Below are 16,432 nucleotides of genomic sequence, written 5' to 3'. Positions count from 1 at the left end.
TTCCCCGGGAGACTTGCGCGCGTGCCCGTTTGATCCAGAATAGCAGGATTGAGAATGGCGAGGGAGCGTTGATGGAAACGACACGGCATATCCGCATTCTGCCTTGGGCGCTTTGTGCCGCACTATTGGCCGGACCTCCGGCCGGCCAAGCCCAGGATATCGTGTCGAGCGGCTATGCTTCTCCGCCGATGGCCGCCCCGCCGGCAGCCGGAACCAGACAAGGCTCTTCGATCGGCACGATGACCGCCGTGCCTTCAGCCAGCGCAAACGGGGTCGATGCCTGCGACGCGCTGGCCGCCGACCCGCTGGACCAGGAGCGGGTAAAATCCGTTCCACCTGTCGAGCTCGACAAGATGGATGGAGCAGCGGCGCTGGCCGCCTGCGAAAGAGCGCTTGCGGAAAAGCCCGGCATTCTGCGCTTCCTCTATCAAACGGCACGCGCCAGGGAGAAGCAAAAGGAGCTTGCTGTCGCCGTCGAGCTCTATCGCAAGGCCGCCGGGCGCGGCTATGCCGCAGCCTATGCCGCGATGGGCTACGCCTATGACAATGGCGAAGGCGTGGATCAGGATCAGGCGGAAGCCCTGCGCTGGTACAGCCAGGCGGCGCTGCGCAACAGCGCCTGGGGAATGTTCAATGTCGGTTACTTCTACGACTACGGCCGCGGCGTGCCGGAAGACGATGTCGTGGCGCTCGACTGGTACATGAAGGCGGCAGCGGGCGGCAATGCGCGCGCCATGACCGATGCCGGCTATCTGCTGGAGACCAGCAGCGCGGTGCCGCGCGATCTGGAGCAGGCGCGCCAATGGTATATTCGCGGCGCCGAAGCCGGTAATGCCGTCGGCATGAACAATGCCGCCCATTTCCATCTGAACGGCATCGGCGGACCGGTCGACACCGCTAAAGCGCTCGACTGGTACACAAGAGCGGTGGCAGCCGGCAATGCCGATGCGATGAACGGTCTGGGCTACATGTATTATTCCGGAATCGGCGTTGCCAAGGACGTGTCGCGGGGAATGGCGCTGTACCAGCAGGCATCCGATGCCGGCAATATCACGGCGCTGACCAACCTCGGCTACGCCTATGAGACGGGCGAAGGCGCGTTGCCCGACCTTCACCGGGCCATCGAATTCTACCGCCGTGCCGCGGCGGGCGGCGACGGCGTCGCTTTCAACAATCTCGCCGACTTCTACGACAAGGGCAAGGCCGTGACGGCTGACCCGGCGGAAGCGGCGGAATGGATGGAAAAGGCCCTTCGCGCCGGCGCCACCTTCAGCCGCGACCAGATGCGCGACAATTCCGGCAACTGGTCGTCCGCCTTCCGCAAGGCGCTGCAGCAGCGCCTCAAACGGCTGAAGCTCTATTCCGGCCCGATCGACGGCGGCTTTGGCGCCCAGACGCAGGCCGCCATCGACAGGATTTTCGGGGTTCGGTGAGCCAGCCTGTCCTTGTCGCGTCTAGCGGTGGATCAGCACCGTGCAGGGGCAATGGCTTGCGACGCGGCTTGCCGTGGAGCCGATGAAATAATCGATCAGGCCGGGCCGGTGCGAGGCGATGACGACGAGATCGGCCCCTTGATCCTTTGCCAAGGCATTGATCGCCCCGGCCGCTCCACCTGTGCGGATTTCGACGGCACCGGCGATGGCGTGCTTCTCTTTCAACGCTGCCAGCGTCTCGGTGGCATGCTTGCGCGAGGCTTCGATCATCTCCAGCGGAAAATCAACGATCATATATCCCTGCGCGTAGGCGTTGAGATCCTCGACAACGTTCAGGAGCGTGATTTCGCCGCCCGCGTCGAGCAGCGTTTTGGCAAGCACCAGCGCCTTTTCGCCGTGCTCCAGCTGATCCATGGCAATCGGAACGATGATTTTCTTGTACATGACCGTGTCCTCGAAGGTTGTCGCGAGACAAGGGAGACGGATTATCCGTCAGAGGCCGTTTGCACCGGCCCTTCCCCTTATCGCTGCATATTCAGATATAGGTAGGCTTGCCGCCCGATTGCAACCGGCGAACTGCCGCAGGCGATTGTCAACGCGCAGAGAACGGTACATCTCCAATCCGCGCGCTTTCGCTGGCTCCGCGCATGGGCGATAGAAGACCGGTGACAACACAGGACGCGCCATGGACAGCCTCGACAGACGCACCCTTTTGAAACTTTCGGCAGCGGCGCTGATGACAGGCACTGCCGCCAATCGAGCCGGAGCGGAGACCCCAGCCATGACCGAACAGACCGACAGCCACGCCATCCGCATGCCCGCCTATGTGGATCACGCGCATCTGGTGGTGCGCGACCTGTCCATGGTCTCCTCCTGGTATCAGTCCGTCATGGGGCTGACGCCGATCGAAAAGACGGCGAGCGGCGAGGTGCTGGGCGTTGCCGGACGGCCGCTCCTGACGCTGACCACGCAGGGCAACACGGAGGTCGCGCCGCGCAATGCGCCGGGGCTTTTCCACACGGCCTTTCTCGTTCCCGACCGCCTGGCGCTTGGCCGCTGGCTCGCCCATGTCGCCGATAACAACGTGCCGCTGCAGGGCGCCTCCGACCATCTCGTCAGCGAAGCCATCTATATCGGCGATCCCGAAGGCAACGGCATCGAAGTCTATCGCGACCGTCCGCGCGCCGAATGGGACTATGCCGACAATGGCATGGTGAAGATGGCGACGCTGCGGCTCGACCTGCAGGCGCTCTACGACGAGGCGCCGAAGGGCGGCTGGGACGGCATGGCGGACGGCACTGCGATCGGCCATGTCCACCTGCAGGTGTCCGATATCCCTGAGGCCGACGCCTTCTTCCGCGATGTGCTCGGCCTCGATCTGATGGCGACCTATCCCGGCGCCAGCTTCTTTGCATCCGGCAAATACCACCACCATATCGCTGCCAATATCTGGAACTCGCGCGGTGCGGCCAAGCGGCAGGCCAACATGACCGGCCTTGCCGACTACACGGTGCATTTCAACGACACGGCGAAGCTGCAGAGCGCGATTGCCCGGCTGGATGCACTGGAAATCCCCGTGACCCGCAACGGCGAGACGGTCTCGCTGATCGACCCCTGGGGGATCGGGCTGAAGCTTTCGGCTTGAGCCAAGCATCGTGTTACGCGGTGCTAAAGCCCACCCGTGAGATCATTGCTGCGGGATCGGCTATTGGCGACCGGTCCTCGATCAAGCCGGAACAGATCGTGCCCTCCGGGTGTTATCCGCCCGTGAACCCAGACAGAGGAGACTTTCATGAAAATTCAGAAAAACGGTTCCGCCCATTGGGTCGGCGGCCTGAAGGACGGCAAGGGCGAGATTTCGACGGAAAGCGGCGCGCTGTCGTCCTATCCCTACGGTTTCAACACCCGCTTCGAAGGCGTGCGCGGCACGAACCCCGAGGAACTGATCGGCGCTTCCCACGCGGCCTGCTTTACCATGGCGCTGTCGATGATGCTGGGAGAGGCCGGATTGACGGCCGACAGTCTCGACACCAAGGCCGTCGTCACGCTTGAAAAAGTCTCCGACGGCTTTTCCATCACCGCCATCGAACTCAACCTGACCGCAAGCGTGCCCGGCACGGATGAAGCGGCATTTACGGAGATTGCCAACAAGGCAAAGGCCGGATGCCCTGTGTCAAAGGCTCTGTCGGCCGTTCCGATCACCTTGAACGTCTTGCTGCGTTAAGCTTTCACCGCTAAAGCGACGGCCGAGGTACGGAAATAGAAGAGGGCGCCCCGGGGGTGCCCTCTGTCCTTTGAAATAGTAGCATTGCTGCCCTCCCGTGCCGGCCAGGCCGTTGTAGGAACTCCAAACTACAAGGCTTCTGTGTTAAGATGTATTCCACACCAAGGGCAATTGCTAATAACGGTCCCGCCACTCCGCGCATCGGATATCGAGTATAATCCGTTTACTTTAGAAACTATTTTCCCGCCCGCGGTTGAACAAGCATGTGACATATGAATACACGGATGCTCTTCACATGAAGGCTCATCTTTTATTTCTGCGAACCAATAAAGATCATCCCAAAAATCTGAAAATTCCGCGATATTTTCAAACTTCGCGACATCGTTAAAATACGAAAAATTTCCGCCTGAAATATTTTCTTTTATGTCTTTCGCGTCAACATCGACAAAAAGATTCGATATTATTTTGCTGATTTTCTCGTACCGAACCTTGTCCATCTATAACTGCCCAAATGAAACGATAGTTTCATCACTATCTATATCAATATATCTTCCAGATTTGGAATACCAAGTCACATTATTCAGCCCACGGCGCGGGGCAGATCAAAGCCAGAATTCTCTACGAAGCCGGCGTGTAGACGCTTTGACGCGAATAAACTTATCTCTCTCTGAATTGATTGTATGCTTTTATCCGACGCTCAGAAAATTGAAGGTAGTCAAATATATAGCTATCTTCCTCATATACACTTTCTCTTATAAGCTGAATACTTTTTCCGCTACGCACGCTACGAACAATACTCAGTCCTCTGAGACCGCGCTTCAAGTCTGAATCTCTCCAAATGTCAGACACTATCGCACCGTGACCAGCTTCAACCAACTTGGCGACGCCGTCCAATCTATCGTCGGTCGTAAAAATTGCCCAGTTTATCGTAGCAGCCCTGACACTCAGATCGAAATCCAAGAAACACGCCGCCAAGCCTTCACGGATTTCATTGTTGTAAAGCCGTGAATTTACCAGATAACCGACAAATGCCCGGCGACCTTGCGGTAGCGGATCATTCACAAGCTTGAATATAACGTCATGTAATCCTGCGACACCCTGCCCCAATTCCCCGAGAAAGGAAATTCCTTTAAGTCTTTTTTCCGTGATTTCAGATACCAGCATATCGATCAGGAATTCCAGATCAGTTCCTTCGCGCCATCTGCCAAGGAGGGCCTGTTCGGCCTCATATATAAACTCGCCGTCGGTGCTTTCTTGTCTTTCAAGAATTATATCATTCGTTTTTTTTAAGAAAAATTTATCTACCATAGATTCACCGATACACTAAAATTACTTCTTTTTCGATTCGTTCGCCTTCGTATCGTGATCACCGCTATCATTGTCATTTGTATCGTCAGATTGTCTTAGATCTTGCTCTCGTTCTTTATTACGCCGTTCCCGTTCCTCGTTTAGCATCTCTGCATATTTTCGCTCTCGGTCCATCCTTTCTTTATGACCCTTAACTGTAGCGCTGTCCCTACTTCCGAAGCGCTGCTCATTTTCCCGCGCTCCCAAGCTCTCATATGCTTTATCAATTGCATCATCTAGTGTTTCATCCGAAACGTCCGGTGGCACTGATTGCGGGAGGTCACCTTTCAGCTTCCCAGTGCGAACATCATATTCTTCTCCTAACGCGCCAATTTCATAGTCCTCTTCGCGCCCACTCATAATGGATATGCCAATTGCGGATCCAACTATGGCGACACCGATGGCTCCAGCGACCACAAGTCCACAAACTCCACTAGCAGCACATCCTGCTATGCCAGCAGTCAAAGCGCCTCCAACCAATAGTTCAGTTTGGTGTCCGTTCGGATCGCTCCGATTCACCGGATCATTGCCTGCATACGCATAGCGGTTCGTACCTACCCCCTCGATCGTCGGGTCCATCGTATCTGGCTGAATGAACCGTGCGTTCGCGGCGGAGCCGAAGGATATGCACAGCATGCTGCAGATCAGCAGCGGGCTGAGGATGCGAGCCAGAATCCCGCTGGAAAAGCGCTTCATGAAAAAAATCCCCATTTCACTCGGATGGTTATCGCTTCCGGCCGAGTCCGACGCAGCAGATAAGTTCATGCCCCCTTCACGACTCATCGTGCGCTTACTCAACCGAAGGTATTTCCGGCGGAGGTTGACTGTCAATTTGAAACAGGGCTACAGCACAAAACGAGCTGATTTTTTAACTGACTCTTAATAGGTGGCGCATGCTGGTTACGTAACCAGAGGCTGTACCCGTAAACACGTTGGCCCAGCCTCTGATTCGATCTTCAGCTTTATCAAGCAGCGTAGCGCGACGGCTGGTTGCGGGAGTGCCTGATTTCCTCTTCCAGCTTGAACCGCGCCAGCAGTGTCTGCAACTGGCGGCTTTCTTCGGCGAGCGTTTCGCTGGCGGCTGTGGTTTCCTCGACCATGGCGGCGTTTTTCTGGGTCATCTGATCCATATGGTTGACCGAGGTGTTGATTTCGGCCAGCGCCACAGACTGTTCGCGGGCGGCGGTTGCTATGCTGTCGACATGATCGTTGACCTTGAGGACCAGTTGTTCGATCTCGACCAGGGCATCGCCGGTGGCCCGCACCAGCGAGACGCCGCCTTCGACTTCGGAGGCAGACGCGCTGATCAGCGTCTTGATTTCCTTGGCGGCATTGGCCGAACGCTGGGCGAGCTCGCGGACTTCCTGGGCGACGACGGCAAAACCGCGGCCGGCCTCCCCTGCCCGTGCGGCCTCGACGCCGGCGTTAAGGGCCAGGAGATTGGTCTGGAAGGCGATCTCGTCGATAACGCCGATGATCTGGCTGATGCGGCTGGAGGAGCCCTCGATGCGGCTCATGGCGCTGACGGCGTTGCGGACGATCTCGCCCGACTTGCCGGCGCTGTCCTTGGTGGCGCGCACCATGTCGCGCGCCTCGTTGGCGCGGGACGACGAAGCGCGGACGGTGGCCGTGATCTCGTCGAGAGCCGCGGCGGTCTCTTCCAGGGCAGCGGCCTGCTGCTCGGTGCGCTTCGACAGGTCGTTGGCGGCCGAACTGAGTTCAGCCGAGCTGTCCTTGATGGTGCCAGCGGCGCCGCGCACATTGTGCATGGTCGAGCGCAAGGTCACCATGGTCGCGTTGACGTTCTGCTGCAGTTCGGCGAAGGCGCCCTGGAAATTACCATCCATGCTTTGCGATAGGTCGGCATCCGCAAGAGCCGCGATGACACGCCGGACTTCGGAAATCGCGGTATCGATGCTTTCCACCAGTTCGTTGACGCTGCCGGCAAAACGGTTGAGATCGGGGTTCTTGTAGTCCTTGCCGATCCGGCCGGTGAAGTCGCCGGCGACAGCGGCGGCAACGACGGCGCTGATGCTCGATTGCAACTCGCTGCTGAGGGCATGGAGCGCGGCTTCCTGGGCCTTCATGTCGCGCATGGCGAGCGCATTGCGGCGGAAGACTTCGACGGCGCGGGCCATCTCGCCGATTTCGTCCTTGCGCTCGGTATCCGTGCCGGTGCTGTCGAGATTGCCTTCGGCAAGCCGGCTCATGGCGGCCGTCAGACTGCGCACGGGTGCGGCAATGCCGCGGCGGGCGACCAGCAGGCTGCCGACGGCGCCGAGCAGGATGCAGCCGGCGGCGGCGGAAACGGCGACCACCAGCGCGACCCAGGAAGCATGCAGCGCATCGGCGCGGGCCGTGGCGAGGGCTCCCCCCGAATAGGTGCTGTATTCCTTCACAGCGGCTGTGACGGTCTTCTGGGCTGCGAGCGCCGTGTCGAGGCTCGCCTGGATCGCTGCAACGTCCGTTCCGCTCGTCTCGGCAATGCCGACCATGGCTCGAATTTCGTTGAAATAGCTTTCAAGCGTTGCCCGGATCGTTTTCAGCTGCGCCAATTCGGTAGCATCGGCGGCCTGTTCGATCTTTGGCAGGCGCTCCAGCATTTCCCCGGCACGTTTCTCGGTTTCCGCACGGAAGTCAGCTGCCTTTTCCGGCTGCGCCGCGAGCTGATAGGTCATGCGGCTGATGGCGATGATATCGACGCGCAGATCCATGGCTTCGCGGGCAACCTCCTCCTTGTTGCCGACGGACACCATGGCACTCTCCAGCGCGGTGATGCCCTTTGCCCCGACAAGGGCGATGGCCAGAGACGACAGGCCCATGACGAAGACGACAAGGCCGATCTTCTGGAGAATGGAAAGATGGCGAAAGCTCATGAAAAATCTCCACGGGCAGCTACGCCCGAACGCTGAACGGAATGGGAGGATGGGCATGATGCCCTATAAGCGCTGCAGCAAACACATCGCGCGCATTGCAGTGCAATATGAAACAGTTGCGCTAATGGAGGGTTAAGGCTGAGGGCGAAAGATTGCCGTGGGCGTCGCGAAGCCGACTGTGGAGAAGTCCACCCGCCACTTTCCGGCTTGAACCTGTCTTCCCCGCCCTCTATCTCTGACGCACTTTCCTTGCCCCGATTTGCCGGAGACATCCTTGTCCATTTTCACCAACCTGCCCGCCGCTCCCGTCGCTCCGAAAAAGCCGGTGATGGACACCCGCCACGGCATCAGCCGGAGCGACGACTATGCCTGGCTGCGGGCCGACAACTGGCAGGCGATGTTCAAGGATCCGTCGATCCTCGACCCGGAGATCCGCAAGCATCTGGAGGCCGAGAACGCCTATATGAAGGCTGCCATGGCCGACACGGAAGCCTTGCAGAAGACGCTGTTCGCCGAAATGAAGGGCCGTATCAAGGAGGACGATTCCTCCGTTCCTGTGAAGGACGGCGCCTTCGCCTACGGCACCTTTTTCGTGACCGGCGGCGAACAGCCGCGCTATTTCCGCACACCGCGCGACGGCGGCGAGCGGACCGTTCTTCTCGACGGCGACAAGGAGGCCGAGGGCAAGGCCTATTTCCGGCTGGCCGGCATCGACCATTCCACCGATCACAGCCGCGGCCTGTGGGGGTATGACGACAAGGGCTCGGAATATTACACGCTGCGGGTGCGCGAGCTGGCGAGCGGCGCAGACCTGCCCGACGTGATCGAGAACACCGGCGGCGGAGGCGCCTGGGCGCCGGATGGCAATAGCTTCTTCTATACCGTGCTGGACGACAACCACCGGCCCTCGAAGATCTTCCACCACATCATCGGCGCGCCGCAGAGCGAAGACAGGCTGGTCTACGAGGAACAGGATCCCGGCTTCTTCATGGGCGTCGGCGCCTCCATGCTCGACGATTTCATCTATATCGACATTCACGACCACGAGACCAGCGAATATCTGCTGATCCCGACAGGCGACCTGACGGCCAAGCCGCAGCTTGTCTCGGCCCGCGAAACCGGGCTTGAATATTCGCTGACCGAGGGCGGCGCGGTCTTCTACATCCTGACCAATGCCGACGGCGCCAAGGATTTCAAGATCATGCAGACGCCGGTCGACAAGCCGGGCCGGGAAAACTGGGTGGATGTCGTGCCGCATACGCCGGGACGGCTGATTATCAGCCACATGGCGTTTGCGCGCCATCTCGTCTGGCTGGAGCGCGAGAACGGCCTGCCACAGATCAAGATCCGCAACCGCATCACCGGCGAGGACCACGCCATCGCCTTCGACGAGGAGGCCTATTCGCTCGGGCTTTCGGGTGCCGCCGAATATGATACCGACGTCATCCGCTTTTCCTATTCCTCGATGACCACACCGAGCCAGCTTTACGACTACGATATGGAGACCCGGGAGCGGCGGCTCCTGAAGACGCAGGAGGTCCCCTCGGGGCACAACCCGGACGACTACGTGACCCGTCGCGTGATGGCGCCGTCATGGGACGGAGCCGAGGTGCCGGTGACGCTGCTGTACCGCAAGGATACGCCGCTCGACGGTACCGCGCCCTGCCTGCTCTACGGCTACGGCGCCTATGGCATCGCCATTCCCGCCTCGTTCAACACCAATTGCCTGTCGCTGGCCGACCGTGGCTTCGTCTATGCCATCGCCCATGTCCGCGGCGGCAAGGACAAGGGTTTTCAGTGGTACGAAGACGGCAGGATGGAGAAGAAAACCAATACGTTCAAGGACTTCATCGCGGCTGCTGACTATCTGAATCGGGAAAAGTTCACGTCCTACGCGAAGATCGTTGCCGAAGGCGGCTCGGCCGGCGGCATGCTGATGGGGGCGATCACCAATATGGCGCCGGAAAAGTTCAAGGGCATCATCGCCGCCGTTCCCTTCGTCGACGTGCTCAACACCATGCTCGATGACACGCTGCCGCTCACCCCGCCGGAATGGCCGGAATGGGGCAATCCGATTGACTCACGGGAAGCCTATGAGCGCATGGCAGCCTACTCCCCTTACGACAATGTCTCGGAAAAGCCCTACCCGGCCATCCTCGCCCTCGGCGGTCTCACCGATCCGCGCGTCACCTATTGGGAACCGGCCAAATGGGTCGCCAAGCTGCGCGAAAAAACCACCGGCACGGAGCCGATCCTGATGAAGACCAACATGGACGCCGGCCACGGCGGCGCCTCGGGGCGGTTTCAGCGTCTGGAAGAGATCGCGTTCGAATATGCGTTTGCGATCAAGGTGGCGGGGAAGATGTGACCGGTCTCATCAAAGCCTCATAGTCCCGGCTTCCCCAGATGATGTTCACGACGCGGACGGTTTCGTTTTCAACGACGTATAGAATGAGGATACGGCGTTCGAAAACAGCCATCCGCAGACCCGGCCAGATGTCGGAGCGCTCGACATGTGCCAATGGCGCAGATCCGATTGCTTCACACCGCATTCGGATGCGCCGAACATAGGCCAATGCAGTTTCCCTTGTGGCACTGTGGCACTTTTTTCCAAAACATAGGCAAAAATGGTGCGTAGATCAGCTTGAGCAGTCTTTCTGAAAACCACTCTGTGCGGCGTCGTCAATGGCGGTGTTCCACGGCCAAATTGTCCAGCCATTCGTCCATATCTTCCAGGCTGATGTCGGGAGAGCCGTCTTCAAGCGATCTGCCGATGCCCAACCGGATCGATGCCAGTCTCGACTCGTGATCGCTTTCCCGCTGAAGCAACAGCTCCATCGCCTCCCGCAGCACCTCACTGGTCGAGGCGTAGCCGCCGTTTTTTACGCGGCGTTGAATAGCATCAACCATTTCGGATGGCAGGGTTATTTTCAGCGTCTCGTTCATGCGCAATCTCCGGAACCGTTGATCAAAGTAGGATGTGGTCGTTGCCTTGGCAATTGGCGAACAGCGATTTCAGCGATGGTCGGTACCGCGCGTTGACGAAGACGCCTCTTTTCGCCATTCGTGACCCAATGTAATCTCCTGCCAAAGTGATTTGCGCCATGATGGCAAAGGAGAGGCATGCCTGTTCACATCGCCCTTTTGCGGGCCGTCAATGTCGGTGGAACCGGCAAGCTTTTGATGGCGGAACTGCGGTCGCTGTGCGAGGATCTCGGCTTTCGTGACGTGAAAACCTATATCCAGAGCGGCAATGTGCTGTTCCGTTCCGAGCTTGCCGCGGCGGATGCGGCGAGGCTGATGGACGGTGCGCTGGCCCGGATCATGGGCAAGGCTCCCGGCGTCATCGTGACGAGCGGTGCACAGCTCGAAAAGATTGTGGCCAGCAATCCCTTTCCCGTTGCAAAACCCAATTATCTGATGATCAATTTCCTGCCCGAAGCGCCCCCGCCGGACGTGCTGAAAAGCCTTGTCGCACCCGATGGCGAGGAGGTGCATGTCAGCGGCAGCGAGATCTACGTGCATTATCCGAACGGGTCCGGCCGGTCGCGCCTCTGCCTTCCGGGGCTGCGGCGAGCGACGGCGCGCAACCTGAACACCGTACAGAAATTGGCCGAGCTTGCCGCCGGCATGCGGGGAACCTGATGGTTCGACGGCAGTTTGCCCTTTTGCGGGGCTGCTTCCCACCCCATCTAGCCAGCAAGACAGAGATCCGCCGAGCGCCCACGGACGCCGGAGCGAGGAAAAAGCCGCATGACCGAGGCCACCAAAACCATCAGACAGCCAGCCGAAGGCCTGATCCCCTTCGACAATTCCTATGCCCGGCTGCCCCAGCAATTCTTCGCCCGCGCCGATCCGACACCGGTCTCCGAGCCCTGGCTGATGAAATTCAACCGGCCGCTTGCCGAAGAGCTGGGGCTTGACGTCGACGCCCTGGAGCGGGAGGGCGCCGCGATCTTTTCCGGCAACCGCGTTCCGCAGGGCGCCGAACCGCTGGGCATGGCCTATGCCGGCCATCAGTTCGGCCAGTTCGTGCCGCTTCTGGGCGACGGGCGGGCCATTCTTCTGGGCGAGGTCATCGACCGCAACGGCAAGCGCCGCGACATCCAGCTAAAGGGCGCAGGCAGGACACCCTATTCGCGGCGCGGCGATGGACGCGCGGCACTCGGCCCGGTGCTGCGCGAATATATCGTCAGCGAGGCGATGCATGGCCTCGGCATCCCCGCCACACGGGCGCTGGCGGCGGTGCTGACCGGCGATCCCGTCTATCGCGAAAAAGTTCTGCCGGGCGCCGTCTTCACCCGCGTCGCCGCAAGCCATATTCGCGTCGGCACGTTCCAGTTTCTGGCCGCGCGCGGCGACTCCGACGGGCTGAGGACGCTGGCTGATTATGTCATCGACCGGCATTATCCCGATGCAAAAGACGATGAACGCCCCTATCTGGCCCTGCTGCAGGCGGTGATCGAGCGGCAGGCGGCGTTGATTGCGCGCTGGCTCTGCGTCGGCTTCATTCACGGCGTCATGAACACTGACAATTGCGCCGTCTCCGGCGAAACGATCGATTTCGGCCCCTGCGCCTTTCTCGATGCCTATGACCCCGCCAAGGTGTTTTCCTCGATCGACCAGGGCGGGCGCTATGCCTATGCAAGCCAACCGGCGATCGGCCAGTGGAACATGACGCGGCTGGCCGAAACGCTGCTGCCGCTGATCGATCCGGACCCATCCGAGGCGGTGAGCCTCGCCAATGACGCTATTGCCGGGTACGGACCAAAATTCCAGCAACACTGGCTTTCCGGCATGACGGCAAAGATTGGACTCGCGGGACAGGAGGATGGCGATCTGGACCTCGTTCAGGGTCTCCTGGCGCTCATGAGGGACCAGCAGGCGGATTTCACCCTCACCTTCCGCCGACTGTCGGATCTCGCTGGGGATGATGCCGCCGAAGAGGCATTTATGGCCTCTTTTCGCGACCCCGAAGCGATTCTGCCCTGGCTTGTCGAATGGCAGGCCCGTTTGTCGCGCGAAACGATGACAGCGGTCGATCGCAGCGAGGCGATGCGGCGCGTCAATCCCGCTTTCATTCCGCGCAACCACCGCATCGAGCAGGCGATCCGCGCAGCGGAGGATGAGGCCGACCTATCCCTGTTCGAGGCGCTGCTGACAGTCTTGTCGAAACCCTACGAGGATCAGCCGGGCTTTGCCGCCTACGCCGAACCGCCTGCGCCGTCCGAGGAAGTGCTGCGGACGTTCTGCGGGACGTGATGGGGGCGCGGTGTGATTGCTGCGTGTTTGCGATACCCCGCCAGGAGGAGCGAAGCCGCGGAGGGTTCCCCCCCTCTGTCACTGCGTGACATCTCCCCCTCAAGGGGGGAGATTATTCTTTTCCCTTGAGGGCTCAAAGGCTGATGGTGATCTCCCCCCTTGAGGGGGAGATGTCGGCGACGCCGACAGAGGGGGGGAACCCTCCGCAAACTCTGTTGCATTCAACTCTATCAACCAGCCGCTCCCCCTCGACCTTCACTCCCAGTCCTGACCGCCCACTGCCATGCAGCCATAGGGCGGCAGGCGATTTGCGAAATTTGACTTTAGCCGGGCGCAACCCCATTTGCGCAGCGGCTCGGGCATGCGGCTGTTGAGCTCGATCCCGACCTCATCCAGAGGATCGCTTGTATTGGTGACATAGATCAGCCAGCGGCCGCCGATAACGGCCACCACGGCAAAGACGGCAGCGAAAAGAACGACCAGCAGTTTTTTCATGTTCGAGCCCTCTGCAGAATCGCCCCGACGGTATCGGACAGTGTTCGAACCGTGTCTGAATTCCCGGTTTTCGACAACCCTGTTTGTGGCCGCCGGGTGGAGACCGTGCCGAATGGCATGTCATACGGGGTCTGCTTCGATTGGCTATTTTGCATCGCAACATATCGGGCATTGAAAGGTTTGGGCGGGACGATATATTCCTGCGGAGTTTCGGTTGTGTCTTTCCAGACGCCGCAGCTCCGGCGGCCGGCAATCGACTGCCACCGGAGCTGCTTAGCCGCTTTGTACACAGCCTTCGCTGAGGTCTTGGCTCCAAGGCCCGCATCTTAAGAACGGAACGCGCCAAGACGGTGCGATTTTCGACCAAGGAGAAGCCGATGTTGATCGTCCTGACGGGGGTCGTCTTTGCACTGATCGGGCTGGCGCTCGGCGCCGGTGGGCTTTGGCTCGCCGTGCTCGGCGGCAGCTGGTATTATGTCCTGGCGGGCCTTGCCTTCCTTGTCACCGCCTTTCTTCTGTTCAAACGGCGCGGCGCGGCGCTCAGCGTCTATGCCGTGCTCATTCTCGCCACGCTTGGCTGGGCCGTCTGGGAAGTTGGCTTCGACTGGTGGCAGCTCGGCCCGCGCGGCGGCGTGATCATCGTGCTCGGCCTCTGGCTGCTGCTGCCGGCCATCCGCCGCGACCTCGGCTTCGTCAGCCCGACGGGCACGGTCTATACCGCAAACGCCCTGCCGCTCCTTGCCGCCGTTATCGTGTCGATCGGCGTTGCCGGCTACTCCATGACCCAGGATCCGCTCGATCTTGCCGGCGAGCTTCCGGCGCAGACGGCTGCTGCGGCCCCCGATCTCGGCGGCAATGTTCCCGAAGGCGACTGGCATCAGTACGGCCGCACGCCCTATGGCCAGCGCTACTCGCCGCTGGCGCAGATCACGCCGGACAATGTCGATAAGCTCGAGGTCGCCTGGCAATACCAGACCGGTGACGTGAAGCTGCCCGACGATGTCGGCGAGACCACCTACCAGGTGACGCCGCTGAAGGTGAAGGATACGCTCTATCTCTGCACGCCGCACAACTGGGCCATCGCGCTCGATGCCGCCACCGGCAAGGAAAAATGGAAATTCGACAGCAATTCCGGCATGAACCCCGACCGCCAGCACCAGACCTGCCGCGGCGTCAGCTACTACGCCGATCCGGTGGCGACCGCCGGTGGGCCCTGCGCCGAACGCGTCTACCTGCCAACCTCTGACGCACGTCTGATCGCGCTCGATGCCGCGTCGGGCCAGGTCTGCCCGACCTTCGCCGATAAGGGAACGCTACATCTTGAAAAAGGCATGAAATACAATCCGGCCGGCTATTACTATTCGACGTCGCCGCCGGTCATTGTCGCCAACAAGATCATCATCGGCGGGGCGGTCAACGACAACTATTCGACGCAGGAACAGTCCGGCGTCATTCGCGCCTTCGACGTCAACACCGGCGCGCTTCTCTGGAACTGGGATTCAGGCAATCCAGACGTGACGACGCCGCTGCCCGAGGGCCAGACCTATACGACCAACTCGCCGAACAGCTGGTCGGTCTCGAGCGTCGACGAGAAACTCGGGCTGATCTATGTTCCGATGGGCAATCAGGTTCCGGACCAGCTTGGCATGGGCCGCTCCGAACATGTGGAGAAATATTCGTCCTCCATCGTCGCACTCGACATCAATACAGGCGCGGTGCGATGGGTGCGCCAGACGGTGCACCACGATCTCTGGGACATGGACGTTCCGGCCCAGCCGGTGCTGCTCGATATCACAGGTCAGGACGGCCAGCCCGTTCCGGCGCTCGTCGGACCGACCAAGCAGGGGGATCTCTACGTGCTCGACCGGCGCACCGGCGAGCCGATCATCCCGGTCAAGGAAATCCCGGCGCCCACCGGCGCAATCCCCGAGGATTTCACCGCACCGACACAGCCGATCTCGGATCTCACCTTCTCTCCGCCGCCGCTGACCGGCAAGGACATGTGGGGCGTCACCCTGTTTGACCAGCTCGCCTGCCGGATCGATCTGGAGCGGATGAGGTATGAAGGCCGCTATACGCCGCCCTCGGTTGAGGGTTCGCTTGTTTATCCCGGCAATTTCGGCGTCTTCAACTGGGGATCGGTTGCGGTCGATCCGGAGCGGCAGGTGATGTTCGGCATGCCGACCTATCTGGCCTTCACCTCAAGGCTCGTGCCGCGCGACCAGATTCCGCCGCGTGGTCAGGACGAAAAGGGGTCGGAACAGGGGCTGAACCGCAATGACGGCGCACCCTACGGCGTCTTCATGGGCCCCTTCCTTGGACCGCTCGGCATACCCTGCCAAGCGCCGCCCTGGGGCTATGTTGCCGGAGTCGATCTGAAGACCGGGAAGACTGCCTACAAGCACCGCAACGGAACCGTCTACGACATGACCCCGCTACCCTTGCCCTTCAAGGTCGGCGTTCCCGGCATCGGCGGCCCGATGATCACCAAGGGCGGCCTCGCCTTCCTCGGGGCGGCCGTCGACAACTACTTGCGCGCCTACGACCTGACGACCGGCAAGGTGCTGTGGTCCGGCCGGCTGCCCGCCGGCGGCCAGTCGACACCGATGAGCTACGCCACCGCTGACGGCACGCAATATGTCCTCATCGTCGCCGGCGGCCATGGCTCGATCGGAACCACGCCGGGCGACTATGTGATGGCCTACAAGCTGCCGGAGTGACAGGAGGGGGCCGGTTCGCCGGCCCTTTTTTAATTGGCTTTACCAAGATTCCAGTTGACAAGCCGCGCGAAAAGG

The 16,432-nt window shown here is 60.4% G+C and carries 14 protein-coding genes; 7 read left to right on the top strand and 7 right to left on the bottom strand.

Annotated features, from left to right (window positions below; genetic code table 11):
* Positions 1-71: 71 nt before the first annotated feature.
* Positions 72-1,433, top strand: a complete 1,362-nt coding sequence (locus PY308_RS07200) for a peptidoglycan-binding protein (protein WP_275789610.1) — start codon at positions 72-74, stop codon at positions 1,431-1,433.
* 21 nt (positions 1,434-1,454) lie between these two features.
* Here PY308_RS07200 and PY308_RS07195 read toward each other — a convergent pair whose 3' ends face one another.
* Complete coding sequence (locus PY308_RS07195; RefSeq protein WP_275789609.1) at positions 1,455-1,877, bottom strand: universal stress protein; 423 nt, start codon at positions 1,875-1,877, stop codon at positions 1,455-1,457.
* Positions 1,878-2,169: 292 nt separating this feature from the next.
* Between PY308_RS07195 and PY308_RS07190 the strand changes: the two genes are divergently transcribed.
* Both PY308_RS07190 and PY308_RS07185 read left to right on the top strand, forming a co-directional pair.
* Positions 2,170-3,078, top strand: coding sequence for a VOC family protein (locus PY308_RS07190; protein WP_434064243.1), 909 nt, complete (start codon positions 2,170-2,172; stop codon positions 3,076-3,078).
* Positions 3,079-3,225: 147 nt separating this feature from the next.
* Complete coding sequence (locus PY308_RS07185) at positions 3,226-3,657, top strand: OsmC family protein (RefSeq protein WP_275789608.1); 432 nt, start codon at positions 3,226-3,228, stop codon at positions 3,655-3,657.
* A gap of 128 nt (positions 3,658-3,785) precedes the next feature.
* Here the strand turns inward: PY308_RS07185 and PY308_RS07180 are convergent, their stop codons facing one another.
* From PY308_RS07180 to PY308_RS07165, 4 genes are all read right to left on the bottom strand, one after another.
* Complete coding sequence (locus PY308_RS07180; RefSeq protein WP_275789607.1) at positions 3,786-4,154, bottom strand: hypothetical protein; 369 nt, start codon at positions 4,152-4,154, stop codon at positions 3,786-3,788.
* A gap of 160 nt (positions 4,155-4,314) precedes the next feature.
* Entirely contained in the window at positions 4,315-4,965 is a 651-nt protein-coding gene (locus PY308_RS07175; RefSeq protein ID WP_275789606.1) for a hypothetical protein, read from the bottom strand.
* A gap of 21 nt (positions 4,966-4,986) precedes the next feature.
* Positions 4,987-5,802, bottom strand: a complete 816-nt coding sequence (locus PY308_RS07170; protein ID WP_275789605.1) for an RHS repeat protein — start codon at positions 5,800-5,802, stop codon at positions 4,987-4,989.
* 167 nt (positions 5,803-5,969) lie between these two features.
* Entirely contained in the window at positions 5,970-7,880 is a 1,911-nt protein-coding gene (locus PY308_RS07165; protein ID WP_275789604.1) for a methyl-accepting chemotaxis protein, read from the bottom strand.
* A 274-nt stretch (positions 7,881-8,154) separates the two neighbouring features.
* Here PY308_RS07165 and PY308_RS07160 point away from each other — a divergent pair, with 274 nt between their 5' ends.
* Positions 8,155-10,248 (top strand): S9 family peptidase, encoded by a 2,094-nt coding sequence (locus PY308_RS07160; RefSeq protein WP_275789603.1) that lies wholly within the window; start codon positions 8,155-8,157, stop codon positions 10,246-10,248.
* Between the two features lie 314 nt (positions 10,249-10,562).
* Here PY308_RS07160 and PY308_RS07155 read toward each other — a convergent pair whose 3' ends face one another.
* On the bottom strand, positions 10,563-10,826 hold the full coding sequence (locus PY308_RS07155) for a ribbon-helix-helix domain-containing protein (RefSeq protein WP_275789602.1): 264 nt from the start codon (positions 10,824-10,826) through the stop codon (positions 10,563-10,565).
* 177 nt (positions 10,827-11,003) lie between these two features.
* Between PY308_RS07155 and PY308_RS07150 the strand changes: the two genes are divergently transcribed.
* Positions 11,004-11,525: a DUF1697 domain-containing protein gene (locus tag PY308_RS07150; RefSeq protein ID WP_275789601.1), complete on the top strand. Its 522-nt coding sequence runs from the start codon at positions 11,004-11,006 to the stop codon at positions 11,523-11,525.
* 108 nt (positions 11,526-11,633) lie between these two features.
* The gene (locus PY308_RS07145; RefSeq protein ID WP_275789600.1) at positions 11,634-13,142 is read left to right on the top strand and encodes a protein adenylyltransferase SelO; all 1,509 of its coding nucleotides are present in this window, start codon (positions 11,634-11,636) and stop codon (positions 13,140-13,142) included.
* A gap of 255 nt (positions 13,143-13,397) precedes the next feature.
* Here PY308_RS07145 and PY308_RS07140 read toward each other — a convergent pair whose 3' ends face one another.
* Positions 13,398-13,637, bottom strand: a complete 240-nt coding sequence (locus PY308_RS07140) for a hypothetical protein (protein ID WP_275789599.1) — start codon at positions 13,635-13,637, stop codon at positions 13,398-13,400.
* A 377-nt stretch (positions 13,638-14,014) separates the two neighbouring features.
* Between PY308_RS07140 and PY308_RS07135 the strand changes: the two genes are divergently transcribed.
* On the top strand, positions 14,015-16,357 hold the full coding sequence (locus PY308_RS07135) for a glucose/quinate/shikimate family membrane-bound PQQ-dependent dehydrogenase (RefSeq protein WP_275789598.1): 2,343 nt from the start codon (positions 14,015-14,017) through the stop codon (positions 16,355-16,357).
* Positions 16,358-16,432 lie beyond the last annotated feature (75 nt).

The sequence above is a fragment of the Pararhizobium gei genome (assembly GCF_029223885.1).
In the GTDB taxonomy this organism is placed as follows: domain Bacteria; phylum Pseudomonadota; class Alphaproteobacteria; order Rhizobiales; family Rhizobiaceae; genus Pararhizobium; species Pararhizobium gei.
Note: the sequence above shows the minus strand (reverse complement) of the source record. Positions and strands in the feature narration are given on the sequence as shown.

Coding starts and splice junctions, on each gene's coding strand:
- PY308_RS07200 (WP_275789610.1), top strand. CDS start 72: ATGGAAACGACACGGCATATCCGCATTCTGCCTTGGGCGCTTTGTGCC.
- PY308_RS07195 (WP_275789609.1), bottom strand. CDS start 1,877: ATGTACAAGAAAATCATCGTTCCGATTGCCATGGATCAGCTGGAGCAC.
- PY308_RS07190 (WP_434064243.1), top strand. CDS start 2,170: ATGACAGGCACTGCCGCCAATCGAGCCGGAGCGGAGACCCCAGCCATG.
- PY308_RS07185 (WP_275789608.1), top strand. CDS start 3,226: ATGAAAATTCAGAAAAACGGTTCCGCCCATTGGGTCGGCGGCCTGAAG.
- PY308_RS07180 (WP_275789607.1), bottom strand. CDS start 4,154: ATGGACAAGGTTCGGTACGAGAAAATCAGCAAAATAATATCGAATCTT.
- PY308_RS07175 (WP_275789606.1), bottom strand. CDS start 4,965: ATGGTAGATAAATTTTTCTTAAAAAAAACGAATGATATAATTCTTGAA.
- PY308_RS07165 (WP_275789604.1), bottom strand. CDS start 7,880: ATGAGCTTTCGCCATCTTTCCATTCTCCAGAAGATCGGCCTTGTCGTC.
- PY308_RS07155 (WP_275789602.1), bottom strand. CDS start 10,826: ATGAACGAGACGCTGAAAATAACCCTGCCATCCGAAATGGTTGATGCT.
- PY308_RS07150 (WP_275789601.1), top strand. CDS start 11,004: ATGCCTGTTCACATCGCCCTTTTGCGGGCCGTCAATGTCGGTGGAACC.
- PY308_RS07145 (WP_275789600.1), top strand. CDS start 11,634: ATGACCGAGGCCACCAAAACCATCAGACAGCCAGCCGAAGGCCTGATC.
- PY308_RS07140 (WP_275789599.1), bottom strand. CDS start 13,637: ATGAAAAAACTGCTGGTCGTTCTTTTCGCTGCCGTCTTTGCCGTGGTG.
- PY308_RS07135 (WP_275789598.1), top strand. CDS start 14,015: ATGTTGATCGTCCTGACGGGGGTCGTCTTTGCACTGATCGGGCTGGCG.